Source organism: Piscinibacter sp. PDB1-1 (assembly GCF_056675995.1).
On sequence record NZ_JBWVZJ010000003.1, the window covers coordinates 611,066 to 628,345 of the forward strand.

Here is a 17,280-nt window from a genome sequence, read left to right on the forward strand (position 1 = left end):
GATACCGCACACCGAACACGTGGCAACGCGACATTCCGTTTCACGCAGACCGCGGATTCGCCCGCAGAATCACGCGCCATCGGCCACCGCTGCGAACGCCCCATGAAGTGCCTCCTGCCCCCCCTCCCTGCCCTCGGGCTGAGCCTGCTGCTTGCCACCCTCTGCCCGGCCTCGTGGGCAGCGCCGGACGCCAAGCGGCTGGCGGAGTTCGACTTGGGCTACGCACGATGCGAGGCGCGCTTCGAGCAGATGAAGGGCTACGGCGACGAGGCCTACCTGGCGCTGTGGAAGATCAAGCCCGACGACAAGGCGCGCGCCGAACTCGCCAAGGCGCGCCAGACAAAGGCCTATAAGGATGCTCGCGCCAGCGCCCTGAAGAAACAGGACCACGCCGAATCGCCGCAGATGGAAGAGAAGCTGCGCGGCCAGTGCCAGGCCACATGGAACGAAGCCCAGCGCAATCGCACGCCAGTGGTCAAGCCGTAAGAGCCGGGGGGCTGGATCAGACCGCGCGCGGCGGCGGCCCGAAGGCGCTCTTCACCTCGACGCCCTCGTTGCAATAGAAGTGCGTGGGTGGCCCGCCGTAGGCCTTGTGCCAGACCTTGCTGAAATGGGCCGAATCGGCAAAGCCTGCAGCCAGCGCGATGCCGGTGAGCGACAGGCCCGATCCCACCAACTGCGTGGCAAGGTGGATCTTCTGGGCCAGTTGGTAGCTGCGCAGCGGCAACCCGACCTCCTGGCTGAACAGATGCGACATGCGGTCGTACGACAAGCCGGAGGCCTCCGCCAGTGCATCCAGCCCCGCCGTGGGCTCGGCGTTCAGCATGCGCAGCACCCGGCCGATTCGTGGGTCGCGCGCCGCCTGCCGATGCACCGGCAAATGCGGCACGACGATGTCCACCAGCCGCTGCAGCATCTCGCGCACCTCGTCGAGGCTGGTGCGTCCTTCGTAGACGGCCTGCAACTGCGTGTCGAGGGCTGAGAACAACTCGCGCGGCAGACCGATCGTTCCGCCTTCCCCAATGCCACGAAAGAGCCGATAACTTGGGTGGTTGGGGCTCAGGCCGATGCTCACCGCGGGCACATCCCGCACACGCAGCCGCCGGCGAGCGTGAGGCCGCGTCACGCAGGAGCCGCAACGCTGCCACTCGATGCCGGGCGCGCTGAATTCGAAGCTGTCTCCGGGCGACACGGTGAGCACGATGCCCGCGGAGAACCGCGTGGTGTCGGTCTGCATCCAGCGGCCGGCGTAGACGAAGCCGCCCTCGAGCAGCACCAACTGGTCGCGGCGCGTGGCGATGCCGATGTCGGTGCCCAGGGCGCCGGCGAACAGGGGAGGAGGAGCGAAGCCACTCATGACGGCAAATGCAATACCTCGCCAGCCTAACGGCGAGACACAGGGGGCCGCATCGGGGGATTCCAGTGCGAAAAAAAACCGATGCAGCGGATCACCGCGCATCGGATTCAAACTGAACAAGCGCCACCCGAAAAGGGAGACACCAGCCAGTGCGTCAAACAGGTGATCAGACGATCACATTCAACCCGCGCCAATGGTGGCCGCAGCGGGCCGCGCCCGCTTGTACGCAGACGCTGCCGCGGGCACTTCGAGGGGAAGGGGTTTCCCGATGCCCGCTCGATCAGCGGCCCAGAGCGCGCTGGCGCTTCTGGGTCTGGTCGATGTAGCGCTGCATGGAGCGCATCACGTCGGGGGTCGGGTCGACGATCTCGCATCCCAGGCGCACGCCACGCGCGTCCTGGTTGAGCGAGGTCACGTGCTGAAGGCGCAGCGACACCGTCACGCGAGTGTCCACGTCGAGTTCGAGTTGCACGCCGTTGAGCACCACGCCGGGCTGAAGCGGTGGCACGTCGTCGGGCAGGAAGAGCGCGCACCCGCCAATGCTCACGTCGATCACGCGCAAGTTGAGCGTCATGTCGGGGATCATCGGGTGGCGCACGCGCACCATGGGCGAACTGCGCAACAAGGGGCGCACGCGAAAGCCGTTGCGCCGCTGAAACCGATACATCTCGCGCGGGTAGCTGCAGCTCAAAGCGCTGCTCTTTCCCCCGCGCACCAGCATCAGGCCGGTGACGTCGAACTGCAGCTTGATGCTGTCGAGATAGGCCACGGCGACCGCGTCCTCGGCTTCGACAAGCGCCTGCACCTGGTTGCTGTCGGCGTCGGCGCTGAAGCTCAGCACGCCGCGCGCCGCATCCATCGCCCACAACGTGGTGGTGTACGAGGCGCCGTCGCTGCCATTCAGGTTGATCAGCACATTGCCTTCGGCCAGGGTCTTGAGCGTTGCGGCGATCTCGCCAGGCGCCGACATTCGGAACTCGTCCAGCCCGCCGTGCGCCGCGGCCACGGCGTCGAGCTGCATCGGCATGGTGTCTTGGGTCATGGCGGTGTGCAGCGATTCGAGCACGTCAATGAACAGACTTGGGTCGCCCGGCCAGGATGCCGTCGAGGTCTTCGAGCCAGGGCTCGGCCAGCTGGCGGATCTCGGCATCGTTGACGAGGATGCGCTGCATGATGCGCGACTTGAGCTGCGACTCCTCGGTGCCCAGCGGCTTTTGCGATGCGGCGTGCTTGAGCTGCGAGATGAGCACCGCGCAGGCGCCTTCGAGCTTGACGACGAGATCCCAATCGCCGGTGCGTGCAGCAGACAGCATGTCGGCGCTCGCCTGCTCGATGGCTTCGTAGTAGGACAGCAAAGCAGCGTTCATGTTGTTTTCCTGGAGTTGAGCCGCGGCAACGGCAATGCCCTTCGGGGTGCGGGTCATCGGCTTCACGCCTTGACCTGGCTGGCCACTTCGGCCCAAGCGCTGCGCAGCGGCTCGATCAGGCTGCGGCATTCTTCGATCGCCGCTTCGTCGTTGTGCAGGTTCGCCTGCGTCAGGCGGTAGTTCACGTAAGCGTAGAGGTCGCGCAGGTCGGTGGCGAGCTTGCCGCCTTCCTTCAGGTTGAGGCCTGCCTTCAGGCCTTCTTCGACGATGCGCACCGCACGGGTGATCGCGCGGCCCTTTTCTTCGATGTTGCCGGCACGCATGGCGCCGCGCGCCTGGGCGAGCGAATCGATCAGGCCATCGAACAGCATGCTGACCAGACGATGCGGCGAGGCGTCGTCCACGATGCTGGCGACTTGCACGAGCTGATAAGCGCCGAGTTGGCGCCGGGCAGACAGTTGAGCAGCAGAAGCAAACATGGTGTCGTTGGCCTTGGGCATGAATCAGATGCTTTCAATATCGGTGCACGATCGAACAACTTGAGGGCCCCGCCCGGCGCCGATCCGTTCAATTGGGGCGTACGAGCGGCCTTCCAAAACGGAAACAGGGAGCCCATGGGCTCCCTGTCAGGCTGGCGTCGGGGCTGTACCCGGGGCGGCGCACCGGCCGATCAACCCTTGTTCCAGGCCGCGACCTGGTTGGTGATGTAGCTGTTGAGCGTCGTCAGCCCGGCCATCTGCGTGTCGAGCGCGGTGTACTGGGCGCGCAGCCGGGTTTCCATCAGCTGCAGGCGCAGCGTCATGGCGTCCTGGCGCTTGGTGTTGTTGGTCAGCGTGGTGTTCAGGCCCGCGGTGCGTGTGGTCAGGGCGCCGTCGGTGCCCAGAACGCCGTCGCCAAACTTCACCAGCTGACGCGCGAAACCGGTGGGGTCACCGTCGTTCGTGGCGGACTGCATGAACACCTTCTTCAACTCGGCCGGCTGCGCGAGCGCGCTCTTGAAGCGGGTCTCGTTCAGGTTGAGCGTGCCGTTCTTCTGGACCTCGACACCCACCGACGACAAGGTCTTGAACACATCGGACGACCCATTGTTCGCTCCCACGATGTTGCGCATCTGCCGCTGCAGCGACACCGCGGTGCTGTCGCCCTGCAGCGCACCAGCCACCTTGGTGGCCTCGTCGTACGCCACCTGGTTGGACAGAAGCGTGGACAGGCTGTTGTAGGCGGTCACGAATCCCTGCACCGCCGCCTTGATCGAGGTCTCGTCCTGCGAGACCTTGAGCTGCACCACACCGCTGGTGCTGGTTTCCTTGTTGAGCGTCACGGTGACACCGTCCATCACATTCGTCAGCGTGTTGCTGGCCGATGTGATCGGCAGGCCGTTGATCGTCGCCTGAGCGTTGCTTGCCGCCTGCAGCTGCTGCATCGGGCCCGCATTGGGCGAAGAGGGGTTGAACGCGAAGGACGCGCCGCCATCGGAGCCGGTGATCGTGAACGCGTTCGACACGCCGGTGCCCACAGCCGTGATGACCATGCGCGCGCCGGTGGCGTCGTTCACGATCACTGCCGAAACACCGCTGCCGGCCGCATTGATCTTGTTGCGCAAGGTGGCCAGCGTGTCGGTCGAGCTGATGGAGATGTCCAGCGGCGGGAAATCCGGCTGGCCACTGAACGACACCTGCAGCTGGCCTTCGCCCACCAAGGCATCGGCCGATGCGTAGGTCTGGCCGGCGATCGACTGGGCCTTGGCGAGCGACTGCACCTCGACCGCGTAGCTGCCGGCCGGCGCACCGCCGGTGGTGGTGATCGACACGGCGCTCGTATCCGACGAGCTGCCGGTCGTTGCGCTCCAGGTGTCCGACCGCGTGAGTTTGAGCGCTGCGTCGCGCATGGTCGACATGGCCGACGCCAGCGAGCCGAACGCCGAGATCTTGCTTTTGATCTCGCTGGCCTGCGTTTGCAGCAGTTCGATCGGGCGCTTTTCGACCGCCATCAGGCCCGTGATCATTTCCTCAACGGGCAGGCTGCTGCCGATGCCGATGGAACTGAGGCTAGCCATGATGTCGACCTTTCACGGTTCAGAAATGAGAACGGAGCACCCAAGACTCGCCCGGGTACTCCGTCTTCGGCAGGAAATGCCGGAACTTAAGCCCCGGCATCAACTTTTTTATCAGCCCTGCAGCAACTGGAGCACCTGCTGCGGCAACTGATTGGCCTGCGCCACCATCGCGTTGCCGGCCTGCTGCAGGATCTGCGCGCGCGACAAGGCGGCGGTTTCTGCGGCGTAGTCGGCATCCATGATGCGGCTGCGGGCGGCGGTCTGGTTCTCGGCAGCCACCTGCAGGTTGGCGATGGCGCTCTCGAAACGGTTCTGGATCGCGCCGTACTTGGCACGCTGGTCGTTCACCACGGTCAGCGCCGAGTCGATCACCTTGATGGCCATGTCGATCTCTTCGCCCATCACCGAGCTGGCGACGGTGCCGGTCCAGCCGCCGATGGCGATGCCGGCCGACGAACCGGTGGTCGTAAGGTCGGCGGTGAAGGCCGTGGCCAGGATGTCCGCGGCCAGCGTCGAGGTGAATGCACCGGTGCCCGAGACCGCCACGGCCGTGCCGTTGAGGTTCTGGCCGGTCAGCACGATGTGGTCGGAGGCTTCGGTGTTCGCACCGACCTGGTAGACCATCTCGGCCTCGAACGAGGGGCCGTTGGCATCGAACAGGCTCTTGCCGTTGAACTTGGAAGACTGGATCGAGCGCTGGATTTCGCCTTGCAGCTCGACGAATTCCTTTTGCAGATTCGCGCGATCGCCGTCGCTGTTGGTGGCGTTGCGCGACTGCACAGCCAGTTCACGCATGCGCTGCAGCATGTCGCCCAGCTTGCCCAGCGCGCCTTCGGCGGTCTGGGCCAGCGAGATACCGTCGTTGGCGTTGCGGATCGCGACGTTCATGCCGCGGATCTGGGAGTTCATCCGCTCCGCGATGGCCAGGCCCGCCGCGTCGTCCTTGGCGCTGTTCACGCGCAAGCCCGACGAGAGGCGCTGCATCGCGGTGGCGAGAGAGCTCTGCGAAGAATTCAGGTTTCTCTGCGCGTTCAGCGACGAGATGTTCGTATTGATGGTCTGGGGCATGGCAGCACTCCTTGTCGAATCAGAATTGACTCCGGCATTGGGCGCCGGTGTGACCGAGTCCCGAGTCGGTGACGCCATTGTTCTGTTCGACTGAAGTTGCCAAGCCGACGATAAGTGGCCGAAAAGCCGGTCATTTCAAATCCGGCCTGGAATGAAGAAGCCCGGCCGAAGCCGGGCTTTCCTCCGAGCGCCCGCAGGCGCCCTCCCCACTTGTATTGATCAGCGCACCGATTAACGCAAGAGCGACAGCACTTGCTGCGGCAACTGGTTGGCCTGCGAGACCATCGCCGTACCGGCCTGCTGCAGGATCTGCGAGCGCGACAGGTTCGCCGTTTCGGCCGCGAAGTCCGCGTCCATGATCCGGCCGCGCGATGCGGTGGTGTTCTCCACGTTCACCTGCAGCGTGGCGATCGCCGCCTCGAAGCGGTTTTGCACCGCACCGTACTTGGCGCGCTCGTCGTTCACGGCGGTCAGGGCCTTGTCGATCACGTTGATGGCGTTGTCGACTTCCTGGCCGATGGAGTCACCCGTCACTGTGCCCGTCCAGCCACCGATGGCGATGCCAGCGGCAGCCGTGCCGGCATTGCTCAAGTCAGCGGTGAACGCCGTTGCCAGGATGTCGGCCGACGAGGTGGAGGTGAAGGCAGCCGTGCCGGTCACAGCTTGCGCAGTTCCGTTGAGGCCTTGCGCGGTGACCGAGATGCGGTCGTAGGTGTTGGTGTTGGCACCGACCTGGAAGTCGAGTGTCTGCGACGAGGTGCCGCTGAACAGTGCCTTGCCGTTGAAGCTCGACGAATCCACCGTGCGCTTGATTTCGTCTTGCAGCTCCTTGAATTCCTTTTGCAGGTTGCCGCGGTCGCCGTCGCTGTTGGTGGCGTTGCGCGACTGCACGGCGAGTTCGCGCATGCGTTGCAGCATGTCGCCCATCTTGCCCAGCGCGCCTTCGGCCGTTTGCGCCAGCGAGATGCCGTCGTTGGCATTGCGGATCGCAACGCTCATGCCCTTGACCTGCGCGTTCATGCGCTCGGCAATCGCCAGGCCGGCAGCGTCGTCCTTGGCGCTGTTCACGCGAAGGCCGGAGGACAGGCGCTGCATCGAGGTCGACAGAGCGCTTTGCGAACCCGACAGGCTGCGCTGCGAGTTCATCGAGATGGTGTTGGTGTTGACAGACATTGCCATTTGATGGCCTCCATGAAGTTGAAGTGACCCCGGCAAACGCCGGCTTTGCTTCTGGCGCTCTTCGCGCTTTCGGCTTGGCCGGTGTCGGTCACCTCGAAGGTCCTGGTACCTCGCCTGTTCGGCTCGGACCTGACACTCTCGGTCGCCTACCCGGTCCACGGGCTCCGGTTGAAGACCCGCTGAGTTGGTTTTCGACGTGCACCAGAAAAACTTGAGTCGCGCAAGTGCGCGAATCGAAAAAAAGCCCGGTGAAAACCGGGCTTTCGTGCGGATGCCGCGAGGGCATCCGGTAGCTGATCAGCGCGACGATCAGCGCAGCAGCGACAGCACTTGCTGCGGCAGCTGGTTGGCCTGCGAGACCATCGCCGTGCCAGCCTGCTGCAGGATCTGCGAGCGCGACAGGTTCGCCGTTTCGGCCGCGAAGTCCGCATCCATGATCCGCCCGCGCGATGCGGTGGTGTTCTCCACGTTCACCTGCAGCGTGGCGATCGCCGCCTCGAAGCGGTTTTGCACCGCACCGTACTTGGCGCGCTCGTCGTTCACCGTGGTCAGGGCGTTGTCGATCACGTTGATCGCGTTGTCGATCGCGGTGCCGGCGTCGGCGCTGGCAACGGTGCCCGACCAGCCGCCGATGGCGATACCGGTGCCGGCAGCGGCCGTGGTGGTGACCGAACCGAATGCCGTGGCGAGGATCGCCGCTGCATCGGTGCTGGAGGCAGCGGAACCTGCCGCCACCGCCGTGCCGCTCAGGCCTTGCGAGGTCACCGAGATGCGGTCGTAGCTGTTGGTGTTGGCGCCGACCTGGAAGTCCATGGTCGAGGTGCCAGCGGCGCTGAAGAGGGCCTTGCCGTTGAAGCTCGACGAATCCACCGTGCGCTTGATTTCGTCTTGCAGCTCCTTGAATTCCTTTTGCAGGTTCGAGCGGTCGCCATCGCTGTTGGTGGCGTTGCGCGACTGCACGGCGAGTTCACGCATGCGTTGCAGCATGTCGCCCATCTTGCCCAGCGCGCCCTCGGCCGTTTGCGCCAGCGAGATGCCGTCGTTGGCGTTGCGGATCGCAACGCTCATGCCCTTGACCTGCGCGTTCATGCGCTCGGCAATCGCCAGGCCGGCAGCGTCGTCCTTGGCGCTGTTCACGCGAAGGCCGGAAGACAGGCGCTGCATCGAGGTCGACAGAGCGCTTTGCGAACCCGACAGGCTGCGCTGCGAGTTCATCGAGATGGTGTTGGTGTTGACAGACATTGCCATTTGATGGCCTCCATGAAGTTGAAGTGACCCCGGCAAACGCCGGCTTTGCATCTGGCGCTTTTCGCGCTTTCGGCTAGGCCGGCGTCGGTCACCTCGAAGGTCCTGGTACCTCGCCTGCTCGGCTCGGACCTGACACTCTCGGTCGCCTACCCGGTCCACGGACCCCGGTCGAGATCCGTTGGGACCTGTTTCGACCGCGTGGCGAAGAACTTGAGCGCTTTGTCGATTCGATCGATCAAACAGAGCGGTCGCAGCCCCCTCTTTTCATTCGCTCACACCTCTTGACGGCCTGCACCAAGTCTGCGGCGCGTCTGAACAGCCACCCAAAGCCCCTTCTATTCAGACCATGGCGCGGAGCGCCCGTCTCTAAAGTGGCCTGGATCAACAAAGCGGATCTCCGCCATGCAACCTCGCTACGCACCGGCTCCTTCGCGCAAGGCCAAGGGTCTTCCGGCCTCCAACCACCTGGCACAGGGGCGCGAACTGCTGCGCCAGCAGAAGTGGGGCGAGGCCGCCAAGGTTCTGACATTGGCGTTGCAGACACGCCAGGCCACTGCGACCGACTGGCTGGGCCTGTCGGCCGCGCGCTGGAAGAGCGGCGACGTACCCGGCAGCATCGAGGCTGCGCGCAAGACGATCGAACTTGACCCGGCCCTGCCCAATGGCTACATGGTGATGACGCAAGGCCTGCTGACCATGCAGCGCTATGCGGAGGCCGTGTCGGTCTGCGATCGGTTCCCGGCGCATGCCACCAAGGACCAGCACTTCCACTTGAATCACGGCATGGCGCTGATGGGCGCGGGCAATGCCCAGGCGGCCGTCGGCGAGTTCATGCAGGCGCTCGCCATCCAGATGGACTACGAGCTCGCCTATGCGTCGCTCGGCACCGCGTTCAAGACACTCAAGCTGTATGAAGAGGCGGTGGAGGCCTTTCGCACCGCCGTGGCACTCAACCCCGACAACCTGCTGGCCCACGCCTTTGTGGCGCACATGGACCAGTTCGCCTGCCGCTGGGCGCAGTTCGACGAGAACCGCCGCAACCTGCTCGACGCCCTGCACCGCGTGACACCCGCGCGCCTGGCGCAGGGTGCCGAGGCCACGCCGTTCGCGTTGGTTGCCATGGATCACACGCCTGACGAATTCCTGATCGCCACGCGGCTGGAGGCACATCGCTTCTCGAGCGGCGTGGTGCCGCTTCCAAAGCGCATCGACACCGACGCCGACCGCCGGCGCAAGCTGCGCATCGGCTACGTCTCGAACGACTTTCACCAGCACGCCACCGCCATGCTGCTGACCGGCATGCTGGAGCACCGGGACACCGATCAATTCGAGGTGACTCTGTACTGCCACAGCCAGGACGACGGCTCGGCCATCCGCCAGCGCATCCGCCAGGCCTGCGACCACTTCGTGGACATAGGCCCGCTGCCGCCGCACGAGGCGGCTCGGCGCATCCGCGATGACCGCATCGACATCCTGGTCGACCTGAAGGGCTACACCAGCGGCAACCGCTTCGGCATCTTCCCGTACCGGGCCGCGCCGGTCCAGGTTGCGTTCCTCGGCTTCCCTGGCACGAGCGGCGCCGACTACATCGACTACATGATCGGTGACCCGGTCGTGACCCCACTGGCGCACGCCGCGCACTTCACCGAGAAGCTCGCGCACATGCCGGTGTGCTACCAGCCGAACGACCCGCAGCGCCCGAAGCCGCGCGCGACCCATCGCACCGAATGGGGCCTGCCTGAAACTGGCTTCGTGTTCGCCAGCTTCAACCAGTGCTACAAGCTCACGCCCGAGGTCTTCGACGTGTGGATGCGCATCCTGCGGCAAGTACCCGGCAGCGTGCTGTGGCAACTCGATGGCGGCGAGCAAAGCCGCATCAACCTTTGTCGTGAAGCCCAGGCCCGAGGCATCGACCCGAGCCGAATCATCTTCGCGCCGCCCCTCGCCCCCGAACATCACCTCACCCGCCTGGGCGTAGCCGATCTGGCGCTCGACATCTGGCCTTGCAATGCGCACACGACGGCCAGCGACGCCCTGTGGGCCGGGCTCCCGTTGTTGACGCTGCAGGGCGAGATATTCGCCTCGCGCGTCGCATCGAGCCTGCTGCATGCGGTGGATCTCAAAGAGCTGTCGTGCCTGAGCGTCCAGCAGTACGAGGAGCGCGCACTGTCGCTGAGCCGAAACCCGGCGGCCCTTGCCACGCTGCGCATGAAGCTGTCGTCAGCGGCGCAGGAGTCTGCGCTGTTCGACAGCCAGCGGTTCTCGCGCGATCTCGAATCCCTGTATCAGCGCATGTGGACGCGGCATCAGGCGGGGCTGCCGGCGGATCACCTCCCCGCAGCGTGAGGGGCAGGCCGCAGGCACGATCGGCCCGCTTCGCTTGCACCCAAAGATGCGCAGCGATTCACGCGCTTATCGCGCGAGTGGCGATCACCCTGCCCACCTAAGCTCCCTTCTCAATGGCGTAGGCGCGAACAGCGGCAATGCGCCACAGACAACTGGAGAGAACGTGACGACAACCAACGAACTCCGCGTCCTGGTCTTCATGACCGGACGCAACTGCGAACAGTACGTGCGCGAGGCCGTTCGGTCGGTGGCGAGCCAGACGCACCGTGGCGTTCACGTTCTCTATGTGGACGATGCATCTGACGACGGCACGCGCGACGCGGCCGCCGCCGCGTTGCAAGAGCACCTGCCTGGCCGCCACACGCTGATCAGCAATGCCACGCGGCAAGGCAAGGTCTACAGCGCGAGCACCCACCTTCGGCCCCTCGTCGACCAGCACGACGTGGTCGCCATCCTCGACGCAGACGACCGTCTCGTCGACCCCGAGGTGGTCGACAAGCTCGCCGCCAGCTACCTGGCCGGCAAGGATGTGGTCTGGACGAGCTATGTCACCGACCGCGGCCGTCTGGGGAACAACGGCCCGCTGAGCACCGAGCTGTCGCCTCGCGCGCAGCCGTGGCGCACCAGCCACTTCTTCAGCTTTCGCGCGGGCTTGTTCGCCAACGTGCCATCGCATTACTTTCAGTACCCCGATGGCCGCTGGCTGGATGCCGCCTGCGATTTCGCGATCGCCTTCCCGATCCTGGACCAGACGCGCCGCTACGAGTTCCTGCCGATCCGGGCGTACTGCTACACGGAAACCAACCCGCAGTCGCACCACAACCTGGCGGCCGAGCAGCAAAGCCTCTCGTCGCCTCGCCAGCGCCAGTGTGCGGCGATCGTGCTGTCCAAAGCCCCGCTGCCACGCATCGACATCATGAAGACACCACGCCAGGAGCCTGAGACCGAGCCTTCTTCATCCAAGAAGGAAGCCGGCCTCTCGACGGCACCCGACCACAACCCCGCCTGGGCGGCTGCCGTGGCCAGCCACCTCGTCACGCAGGTACCCGCGCTGCTCGCCGAGGTGAACGCCAGTGAACTGGGCGCGCTCGACCCTGTGCTGACACTCTCATGGCACCAGGCGCTCAAGCGCCGCAAAGGCCTGCAGGTTCTGGCGCTCGGCTACGGCCCCGGCATTGCCGCACTCGACTGCCTGGTGCGCCACGAGAAGGGAACGATCACCGTCATCGCCGGCGCCGACAAGACGCCCGAAACGACATCCTTCGACGTCGTGCGCGCAGCCTGGGCCGAGTACGAAATCGGCGACGACCGTTGCTACCTGCCCGAGCTGCCGCCAGCGTCGCAGCCCTACGACCTGGTTGTGATCGACAGCAACGCCTGGGGCGGCAAGCGCAACGCTCTCATCGCGATGGCGGCGTTGGCACCCTACGTGACCGAAGCCTTCGACGTGTGGATGTCCGGGTTCGACGCGGCCGACATTGCGTCCGCCACCCAAGACCTCGAAGCGAACCTGCCGACCGTGCAGGTCAGCCAGGCCGCACACGGAACGCTGCACGTTCGCGGCTGACCGAATCTCTCACCTCCGAACCCCTCCCCATCAACGACGAACCGAGGCGCCCAGATCATGGCCCATATGCAACAGAACCGCTTCATTGCGTACGTGAAGGAGATGCACCCCCACTACTTCCAGGGCACGCGGTGCCTGGAGGTGGGTGCACTGGACATCAACGGGAGCGCGCGCACCTTCTTCGAAGGCTGCGATTACGTCGGCATCGACGTGAGCCTGGGTCGCGGTGTCGACATGGCCGTCAAGGGAGAAGACTTCCCGGGGGCCGCCAATTCCTTCGACACCGTGATCTCCTGCGAATGCATGGAGCACAACCCAGGATACGAGAAGACCTGGCTGAACATGATCCGTGTTCTCAAGTCGGATGGCCTGATGCTGATGACCTGCGCCACCGAAGGCCGCCGCCAGCACGGCACACGCAAGAGCGACCCGAAGTCGTCGCCGCTGACCATCCAGATGGGGCAGGACTACTACCGCAACATCGTGCAAAGCGATCTGGAGTTCATCGACCTCAAGCACTTCTTTTCGCGCCACGTGTTCTTCGTCGATCACTCGCACGCCGACCTGCTGTTCTTCGGCATCGGCAAGGACGCATCGAAGCGGGACCAGGAGCGCTTCGACGCCATGATCCCCCGACTTGTCTACTACTACGAGAAGATCTCCCGCGACGGCGAGTTCTGAGCGGCATTCGCCATGACACGGGTCGCCATCTGCCTGTACGGCATCAACCGCTCGCTCTCGGTGACGCACCGCTCCATCCTGGAGAACGTGCTCGCTCCGTGGGCGCAGCTGGGCGAAGTGCGCTTGTACGGCGCGTTCCTGCAGCCCGAGTCGGGCCTTCAGAACCCGCGCTCAGGCGAGATCGGCGTCAAGCCCGAGACCGACTCCCTGGGCCTGCTGGAGTTTCGGCAGGTCTCGATGACCAAGCAGGAAGACCTGGACGGGTGCATCCGCTTCGAGACTTTCCTCCCCCACATCGGTGACCACTACCGAGACAGCCACGCCAGCAGCCGCAACATCTTCAGGTCACTGTACGCAATGGGCCAGTCGTACAAGCTGGCCGAGCAGGACGGCGGGGCTGACCACTATCTGTTCGTTCGACCCGACCTCTTCTACATCGACCGGTTCGATGCGAAGCGCATGGCAAGCGACCTGAACGACATGGGCCCCCATGCCGCTCTCACACCGCTGTGGCAGCAATGGGGCGGCCTCAATGACCGCTTCGCCCTGTGCACGCCATCGGCCGCCGCCGCGTTTGCTACGCGGTTCGAGCAGGTGCTGGAGTTCTGCGCGGTGACGAATGAGGCGCTTCACTCCGAGAGCCTGCTCTTGTGGTTCTGCGTCAAGCACGGCATTCGCTTCGACCGCTTTCTCTCGGAGCGCGCCATTCGCGTGCGTGCCACCGGCTTGTTCCGCGAAGAGAACTTCGCCGAGCGGGGCATCTCGGGCCCATCGCTGCAGAAGTACCGCTCGATCAACGCTCCGGCCTGAGGCCGCACCACGGCGCCACGCCGTCGGGGCCACACCCTTGCCGCCACGCATTGCGCACCTGCCCTACAGGGTGCCGCCCCGGCTGACATCCACGCAGTCGTGAAGAACTACCGCACACCGGCCCTTCGCCCTTGATGCGATTGCCCGGCAGCCCCTGCGAAGCGCGCGCTCGCAAACGCTCTCGCCGCAGGCTTGTAGGAACTTGTCTGACACGCACCATGGAAGAAGCTGGACTCAAGCCACAGAGACGGCCTGATGTTGCCTCCCAGTTCGCGTCTTCACAATTCATTCCACGTTGAGACGCAACCCAACGACTACAAGACAAGCCCCAAGCAACGCACCGCAGACAACCTTAGGAACCGCAGCATGAACGCCGACCAAATCCTCACCGAAATCCGCGAAGCCAACCTGTCGTACCTGATGCTCGCGCAGAGCCTGATCCGCAGCGACCGCGAACAAGCCCTGTACCGCCTGGGCATCAGCGAAGAGAGCGCCGCGATGATCGAGCTGCTGACGCCTGCTCAGATGATGAAGGTGGCCGCCGGCAACACGCTGCTGTGCCGCTTCCGCATGGATGACGATCTGGTCTGGGGCCTGCTCACCAATCACGGCAAGAGCGCTGCCAACGACACCACCAGCCGCCTGCACGCGTCGATCCTGATGGCCGGCCGCCATCAAGAAGCCGCCTGAGCCACAGCTCGCCGTCCACCCTGAGCCAGATCAAAGAGATTCCGCCATGCGTAGCAAGAGCATCCTCACCGAAGCCAAGCAAATCGAGCGTGCCGTCACGCTGATCAACCTGGGCGCACGCCTGCAGGTTCTGGAATCCGAGACCGACCTGAGCTACGAGCGCCTGCTGCGCCTCTACAAGGAAGTGTCTGGCAAGTCGCCGAGCAAGGGCCAGCTGCCCTTCTCCACCGACTGGTTCATGACCTGGCAGCCCAATATCCATGCCTCGCTGTTCCTGAACATCCACGAGTACCTGAACAAGGTTGCCGAGATGGACGAGATCGACACCGTCATCAAGGCCTACCAGCTCTACCAGGAGCAGACCAAGGCACAGAACCTCGAAGCCCTGCTCTCCGTCACCCGCGCCTGGCGCCTGGTGAAGTTCGTGGACAACGGCATGCTCACCATGACCAAGTGTTCCAAGTGCGGCGGCCATTTTGTGAGCCACCCGCACGAGATCAGCAAGCACTACATCTGCGGCCTGTGCAACCCGCCGGCACGCGCCGGCAAGGGCAAGGCCTCGGGCGGCATCCAGATGCACTGAGCCTTCAAGTTTTTGCCGCGGTGGTCGATAAATGATCCATATCGAGCACCGGGCCGCACCAAGATCGATTCGACGCCCTCGGGGGTCGGGCAGCGCAAGCTGACCTTGGGGCCCCAGGTTTCACGGTTCTTGTCTCCTCCTGGCACTTAAGAGAGTGCTTCTCGCGGACCCGATGGGTCCGCTTTTTTTTTGGCCTGCGAACACCGCCTTGTTGCGGCGATCTATTTGGGGCCTTGGCGTTCAGACTCGCTCAAGCGGCGGTGGAACGCGCCGATATAGGCCCTGAGGCTCTGCTGGAGCAAGGCCTCGAGCGAGCCACACGCAACCACCACAGACCACCATGTTTGTTCTCATCGGCTACGGCGTCGCCCTGGGGTGCATCTTCGGGGCCTACATCATTCACGGCGGCAACATCGCCGTGATCATCCACGCGCTGCCGACGGAGCTGATGGCCATCCTGGGTGGCGCGCTCGGCGCTTTCGTCGTGAACAACCAGCCCAAGGTGCTGAAGGCCACCCTGTCGGCCCTTCCCAAGCTGCTCAAGGGCAGCAAGTACACCAAGGCGCGCTACATGGAGCTGCTCGCGCTGCTCTACGACCTGCTGCAAAAGGCCCGCAAGGAGGGCCTGATGGCGATCGAGAAAGATGTAGACGCGCCGCACGAATCCGCTGTCTTCCAGAAGTACCCCGCGGTGGGCAACGACCACCACGTGGTCGAGTTCATCACCGACTACCTGCGCATGATGGTCTCGGGCAACTTGAACGCCCACGAGATCGAAAGCCTGATGGACAGCGAGATCGACACCCACCACCACGAAGCGCACGCACCCGCGGCGGCCATCGCCCGCCTCGCCGGCGCCCTGCCCGCCTTCGGCATCGTGGCGGCCGTGCTGGGCGTGGTGAACACCATGGGCTCGGTCGGCCAGCCGCCCGCCATCCTGGGCGGCATGATCGGCTCGGCACTCGTCGGCACCTTCCTCGGCATCTTGCTGGCCTACGCCTTCGCCGAGCCGCTCGCCGGCCTGATGGAACAGAAAAACGACGAAGGCACCAAGGAACTGCAGTGCATCAAGACCACGCTGCTTGCCAGCATGCAAGGCTACGCACCGCAAGTGGCGGTCGAGTTCGGCCGCAAGGTCCTCTACTCCACCGAACGCCCGAACTTCGCCGAGCTCGAAGCCCACGTAAAGGGTAAGAAGTGAGCCCCCCAGTCGCTCACGCTCCTGCCCCCAAGGGGCGCCACCCAACGGACCGGCAAAGCCGGATCCGTGGGCGTTGCTTGATTCGGCGCTTCGCTGCGCTCGCTGGGGAGTGAGCCATGGCTGGTGATTCGAAGAAGCTGCAGCCGATCATCATCAAGCGGGTGAAGAAGGGCGGCCACGGCGCCCATGGCGGCGCATGGAAGATTGCGTACGCCGACTTCGTGACGGCCATGATGGCTTTCTTCCTGCTCATGTGGTTGCTCGGCTCCACGACCGAGGGCGATAAGAAGGGCATTGCCGACTACTTCCAGTCGCCGCTGCGCGTGGCGCTGCTCTCGGGCGGCACGGGTTCGGGCGACTCATCGCACGTGATCAAGGGCGGTGGTACCGACATCACCCGCTCGGGCGGCCAGGTCAAGCGCGGTGACATCAGCACCACCAAGAGCACCATCAACCTCGCCGCGATGCGCGCCGAGCAGCGTGCCGCCGAGGCCGGCAAGCTCGAGCAGATCAAGAAGCAGATGGAAGAGGTGCTGAGCAACAACCCCAAGTTCGGCGCCATCAAGAACCAGATCAAGCTCGACATGACGCCCGATGGCCTGCGCATCCAGATCATCGACGAGCAGAACCGCCCGATGTTCGACAGCGGCAGCGCTGTCGTGAAGCCCTACATGCGCGAACTGCTGCGCGAGATCGGCGCCATCCTCACCGACGTGCCGAACCGCCTCACGCTCGAAGGCCACACCGATGCGCAGCCCTTCAGCGGCGACCGCGGCGGGCTGGGCTACGGCAACTGGGAGCTGTCGTCGGACCGCGCCAACGCATCACGCCGCGAACTCGTCGCGGGCGCCCTGCCGCCCGAACGCATCCTGCGAGTGCAAGGGCTGGCCGCAAGCGTCCTCTTCGACCGCGACGACCCCAACAGCCCGAGCAACCGGCGCATCAGCATCATCGTGATGAACCGTGACGCAGAGGATCGCCTCTTCGGCAAGCTGCCCGTGGCCGACGACGACGCCGCCGGTGGCGCGGAGCCGCAAGCCAACGCGGCGAGCGCACCTGAGGCCGATTTGGCAACTGCGTCCTCAATATCCAGCCCGAACACCCGATAACAGCAACAGTCCAGCACC

General features: G+C 64.7%; 17 protein-coding genes. 9 read left to right on the plus strand and 8 right to left on the minus strand.

Annotated elements, in window-relative coordinates:
• The first annotated feature begins 102 nt into the window (after positions 1–102).
• On the plus strand, positions 103–486 hold the full coding sequence (locus tag AC1KAR_RS18710) for a hypothetical protein (RefSeq protein WP_480320461.1): 384 nt from the start codon (positions 103–105) through the stop codon (positions 484–486).
• Positions 487–502: 16 nt separating this feature from the next.
• On the opposite strand, the gene AC1KAR_RS18715 is transcribed toward AC1KAR_RS18710, so the two are convergent.
• The 8 genes from AC1KAR_RS18715 to AC1KAR_RS18750 form a co-directional block, all read right to left on the minus strand.
• The gene (locus AC1KAR_RS18715; RefSeq protein ID WP_480320463.1) at positions 503–1,357 is read right to left on the minus strand and encodes a helix-turn-helix domain-containing protein; all 855 of its coding nucleotides are present in this window, start codon (positions 1,355–1,357) and stop codon (positions 503–505) included.
• A gap of 280 nt (positions 1,358–1,637) precedes the next feature.
• Positions 1,638–2,399, minus strand: a complete 762-nt coding sequence (locus tag AC1KAR_RS18720; RefSeq protein WP_480320465.1) for a flagellar brake protein — start codon at positions 2,397–2,399, stop codon at positions 1,638–1,640.
• 25 nt (positions 2,400–2,424) lie between these two features.
• Entirely contained in the window at positions 2,425–2,724 is a 300-nt protein-coding gene (locus AC1KAR_RS18725; RefSeq protein ID WP_480320467.1) for a flagellar protein FliT, read from the minus strand.
• A gap of 62 nt (positions 2,725–2,786) precedes the next feature.
• Positions 2,787–3,224: a flagellar export chaperone FliS gene (fliS, locus tag AC1KAR_RS18730; RefSeq protein ID WP_480320469.1), complete on the minus strand. Its 438-nt coding sequence runs from the start codon at positions 3,222–3,224 to the stop codon at positions 2,787–2,789.
• 170 nt (positions 3,225–3,394) lie between these two features.
• Positions 3,395–4,780 (minus strand): flagellar filament capping protein FliD, encoded by a 1,386-nt coding sequence (gene fliD, locus AC1KAR_RS18735; protein WP_480320471.1) that lies wholly within the window; start codon positions 4,778–4,780, stop codon positions 3,395–3,397.
• 111 nt (positions 4,781–4,891) lie between these two features.
• A complete protein-coding gene (locus AC1KAR_RS18740; protein WP_480320473.1) occupies positions 4,892–5,848 on the minus strand; it encodes a flagellin N-terminal helical domain-containing protein in 957 nt (318 codons plus the stop codon).
• A gap of 231 nt (positions 5,849–6,079) precedes the next feature.
• On the minus strand, positions 6,080–7,027 hold the full coding sequence (locus AC1KAR_RS18745) for a flagellin N-terminal helical domain-containing protein (protein WP_480320475.1): 948 nt from the start codon (positions 7,025–7,027) through the stop codon (positions 6,080–6,082).
• A 309-nt stretch (positions 7,028–7,336) separates the two neighbouring features.
• The gene (locus tag AC1KAR_RS18750; protein ID WP_480320477.1) at positions 7,337–8,275 is read right to left on the minus strand and encodes a flagellin N-terminal helical domain-containing protein; all 939 of its coding nucleotides are present in this window, start codon (positions 8,273–8,275) and stop codon (positions 7,337–7,339) included.
• Between the two features lie 402 nt (positions 8,276–8,677).
• Here AC1KAR_RS18750 and AC1KAR_RS18755 point away from each other — a divergent pair, with 402 nt between their 5' ends.
• The 8 genes from AC1KAR_RS18755 to motB all read left to right on the plus strand — a co-directional run bounded on the left by AC1KAR_RS18755 (position 8,678) and on the right by motB (position 17,262).
• Complete coding sequence (locus tag AC1KAR_RS18755) at positions 8,678–10,621, plus strand: O-linked N-acetylglucosamine transferase, SPINDLY family protein (protein ID WP_480320479.1); 1,944 nt, start codon at positions 8,678–8,680, stop codon at positions 10,619–10,621.
• Positions 10,622–10,784: 163 nt separating this feature from the next.
• On the plus strand, positions 10,785–12,188 hold the full coding sequence (locus tag AC1KAR_RS18760; protein ID WP_480320481.1) for a glycosyltransferase family 2 protein: 1,404 nt from the start codon (positions 10,785–10,787) through the stop codon (positions 12,186–12,188).
• Between the two features lie 57 nt (positions 12,189–12,245).
• Complete coding sequence (locus AC1KAR_RS18765; RefSeq protein ID WP_480320483.1) at positions 12,246–12,869, plus strand: class I SAM-dependent methyltransferase; 624 nt, start codon at positions 12,246–12,248, stop codon at positions 12,867–12,869.
• A gap of 12 nt (positions 12,870–12,881) precedes the next feature.
• Entirely contained in the window at positions 12,882–13,679 is a 798-nt protein-coding gene (locus tag AC1KAR_RS18770; RefSeq protein ID WP_480320485.1) for a hypothetical protein, read from the plus strand.
• 366 nt (positions 13,680–14,045) lie between these two features.
• Positions 14,046–14,369, plus strand: coding sequence for a flagellar transcriptional regulator FlhD (gene flhD / locus AC1KAR_RS18775; protein ID WP_480320487.1), 324 nt, complete (start codon positions 14,046–14,048; stop codon positions 14,367–14,369).
• 46 nt (positions 14,370–14,415) lie between these two features.
• A complete protein-coding gene (flhC, locus tag AC1KAR_RS18780; RefSeq protein ID WP_480320489.1) occupies positions 14,416–14,952 on the plus strand; it encodes a flagellar transcriptional regulator FlhC in 537 nt (178 codons plus the stop codon).
• Between the two features lie 340 nt (positions 14,953–15,292).
• Positions 15,293–16,153: a flagellar motor stator protein MotA gene (motA, locus tag AC1KAR_RS18785; RefSeq protein WP_480320491.1), complete on the plus strand. Its 861-nt coding sequence runs from the start codon at positions 15,293–15,295 to the stop codon at positions 16,151–16,153.
• A gap of 116 nt (positions 16,154–16,269) precedes the next feature.
• Complete coding sequence (gene motB / locus AC1KAR_RS18790; protein WP_480320493.1) at positions 16,270–17,262, plus strand: flagellar motor protein MotB; 993 nt, start codon at positions 16,270–16,272, stop codon at positions 17,260–17,262.
• Positions 17,263–17,280: the final 18 nt, after the last annotated feature.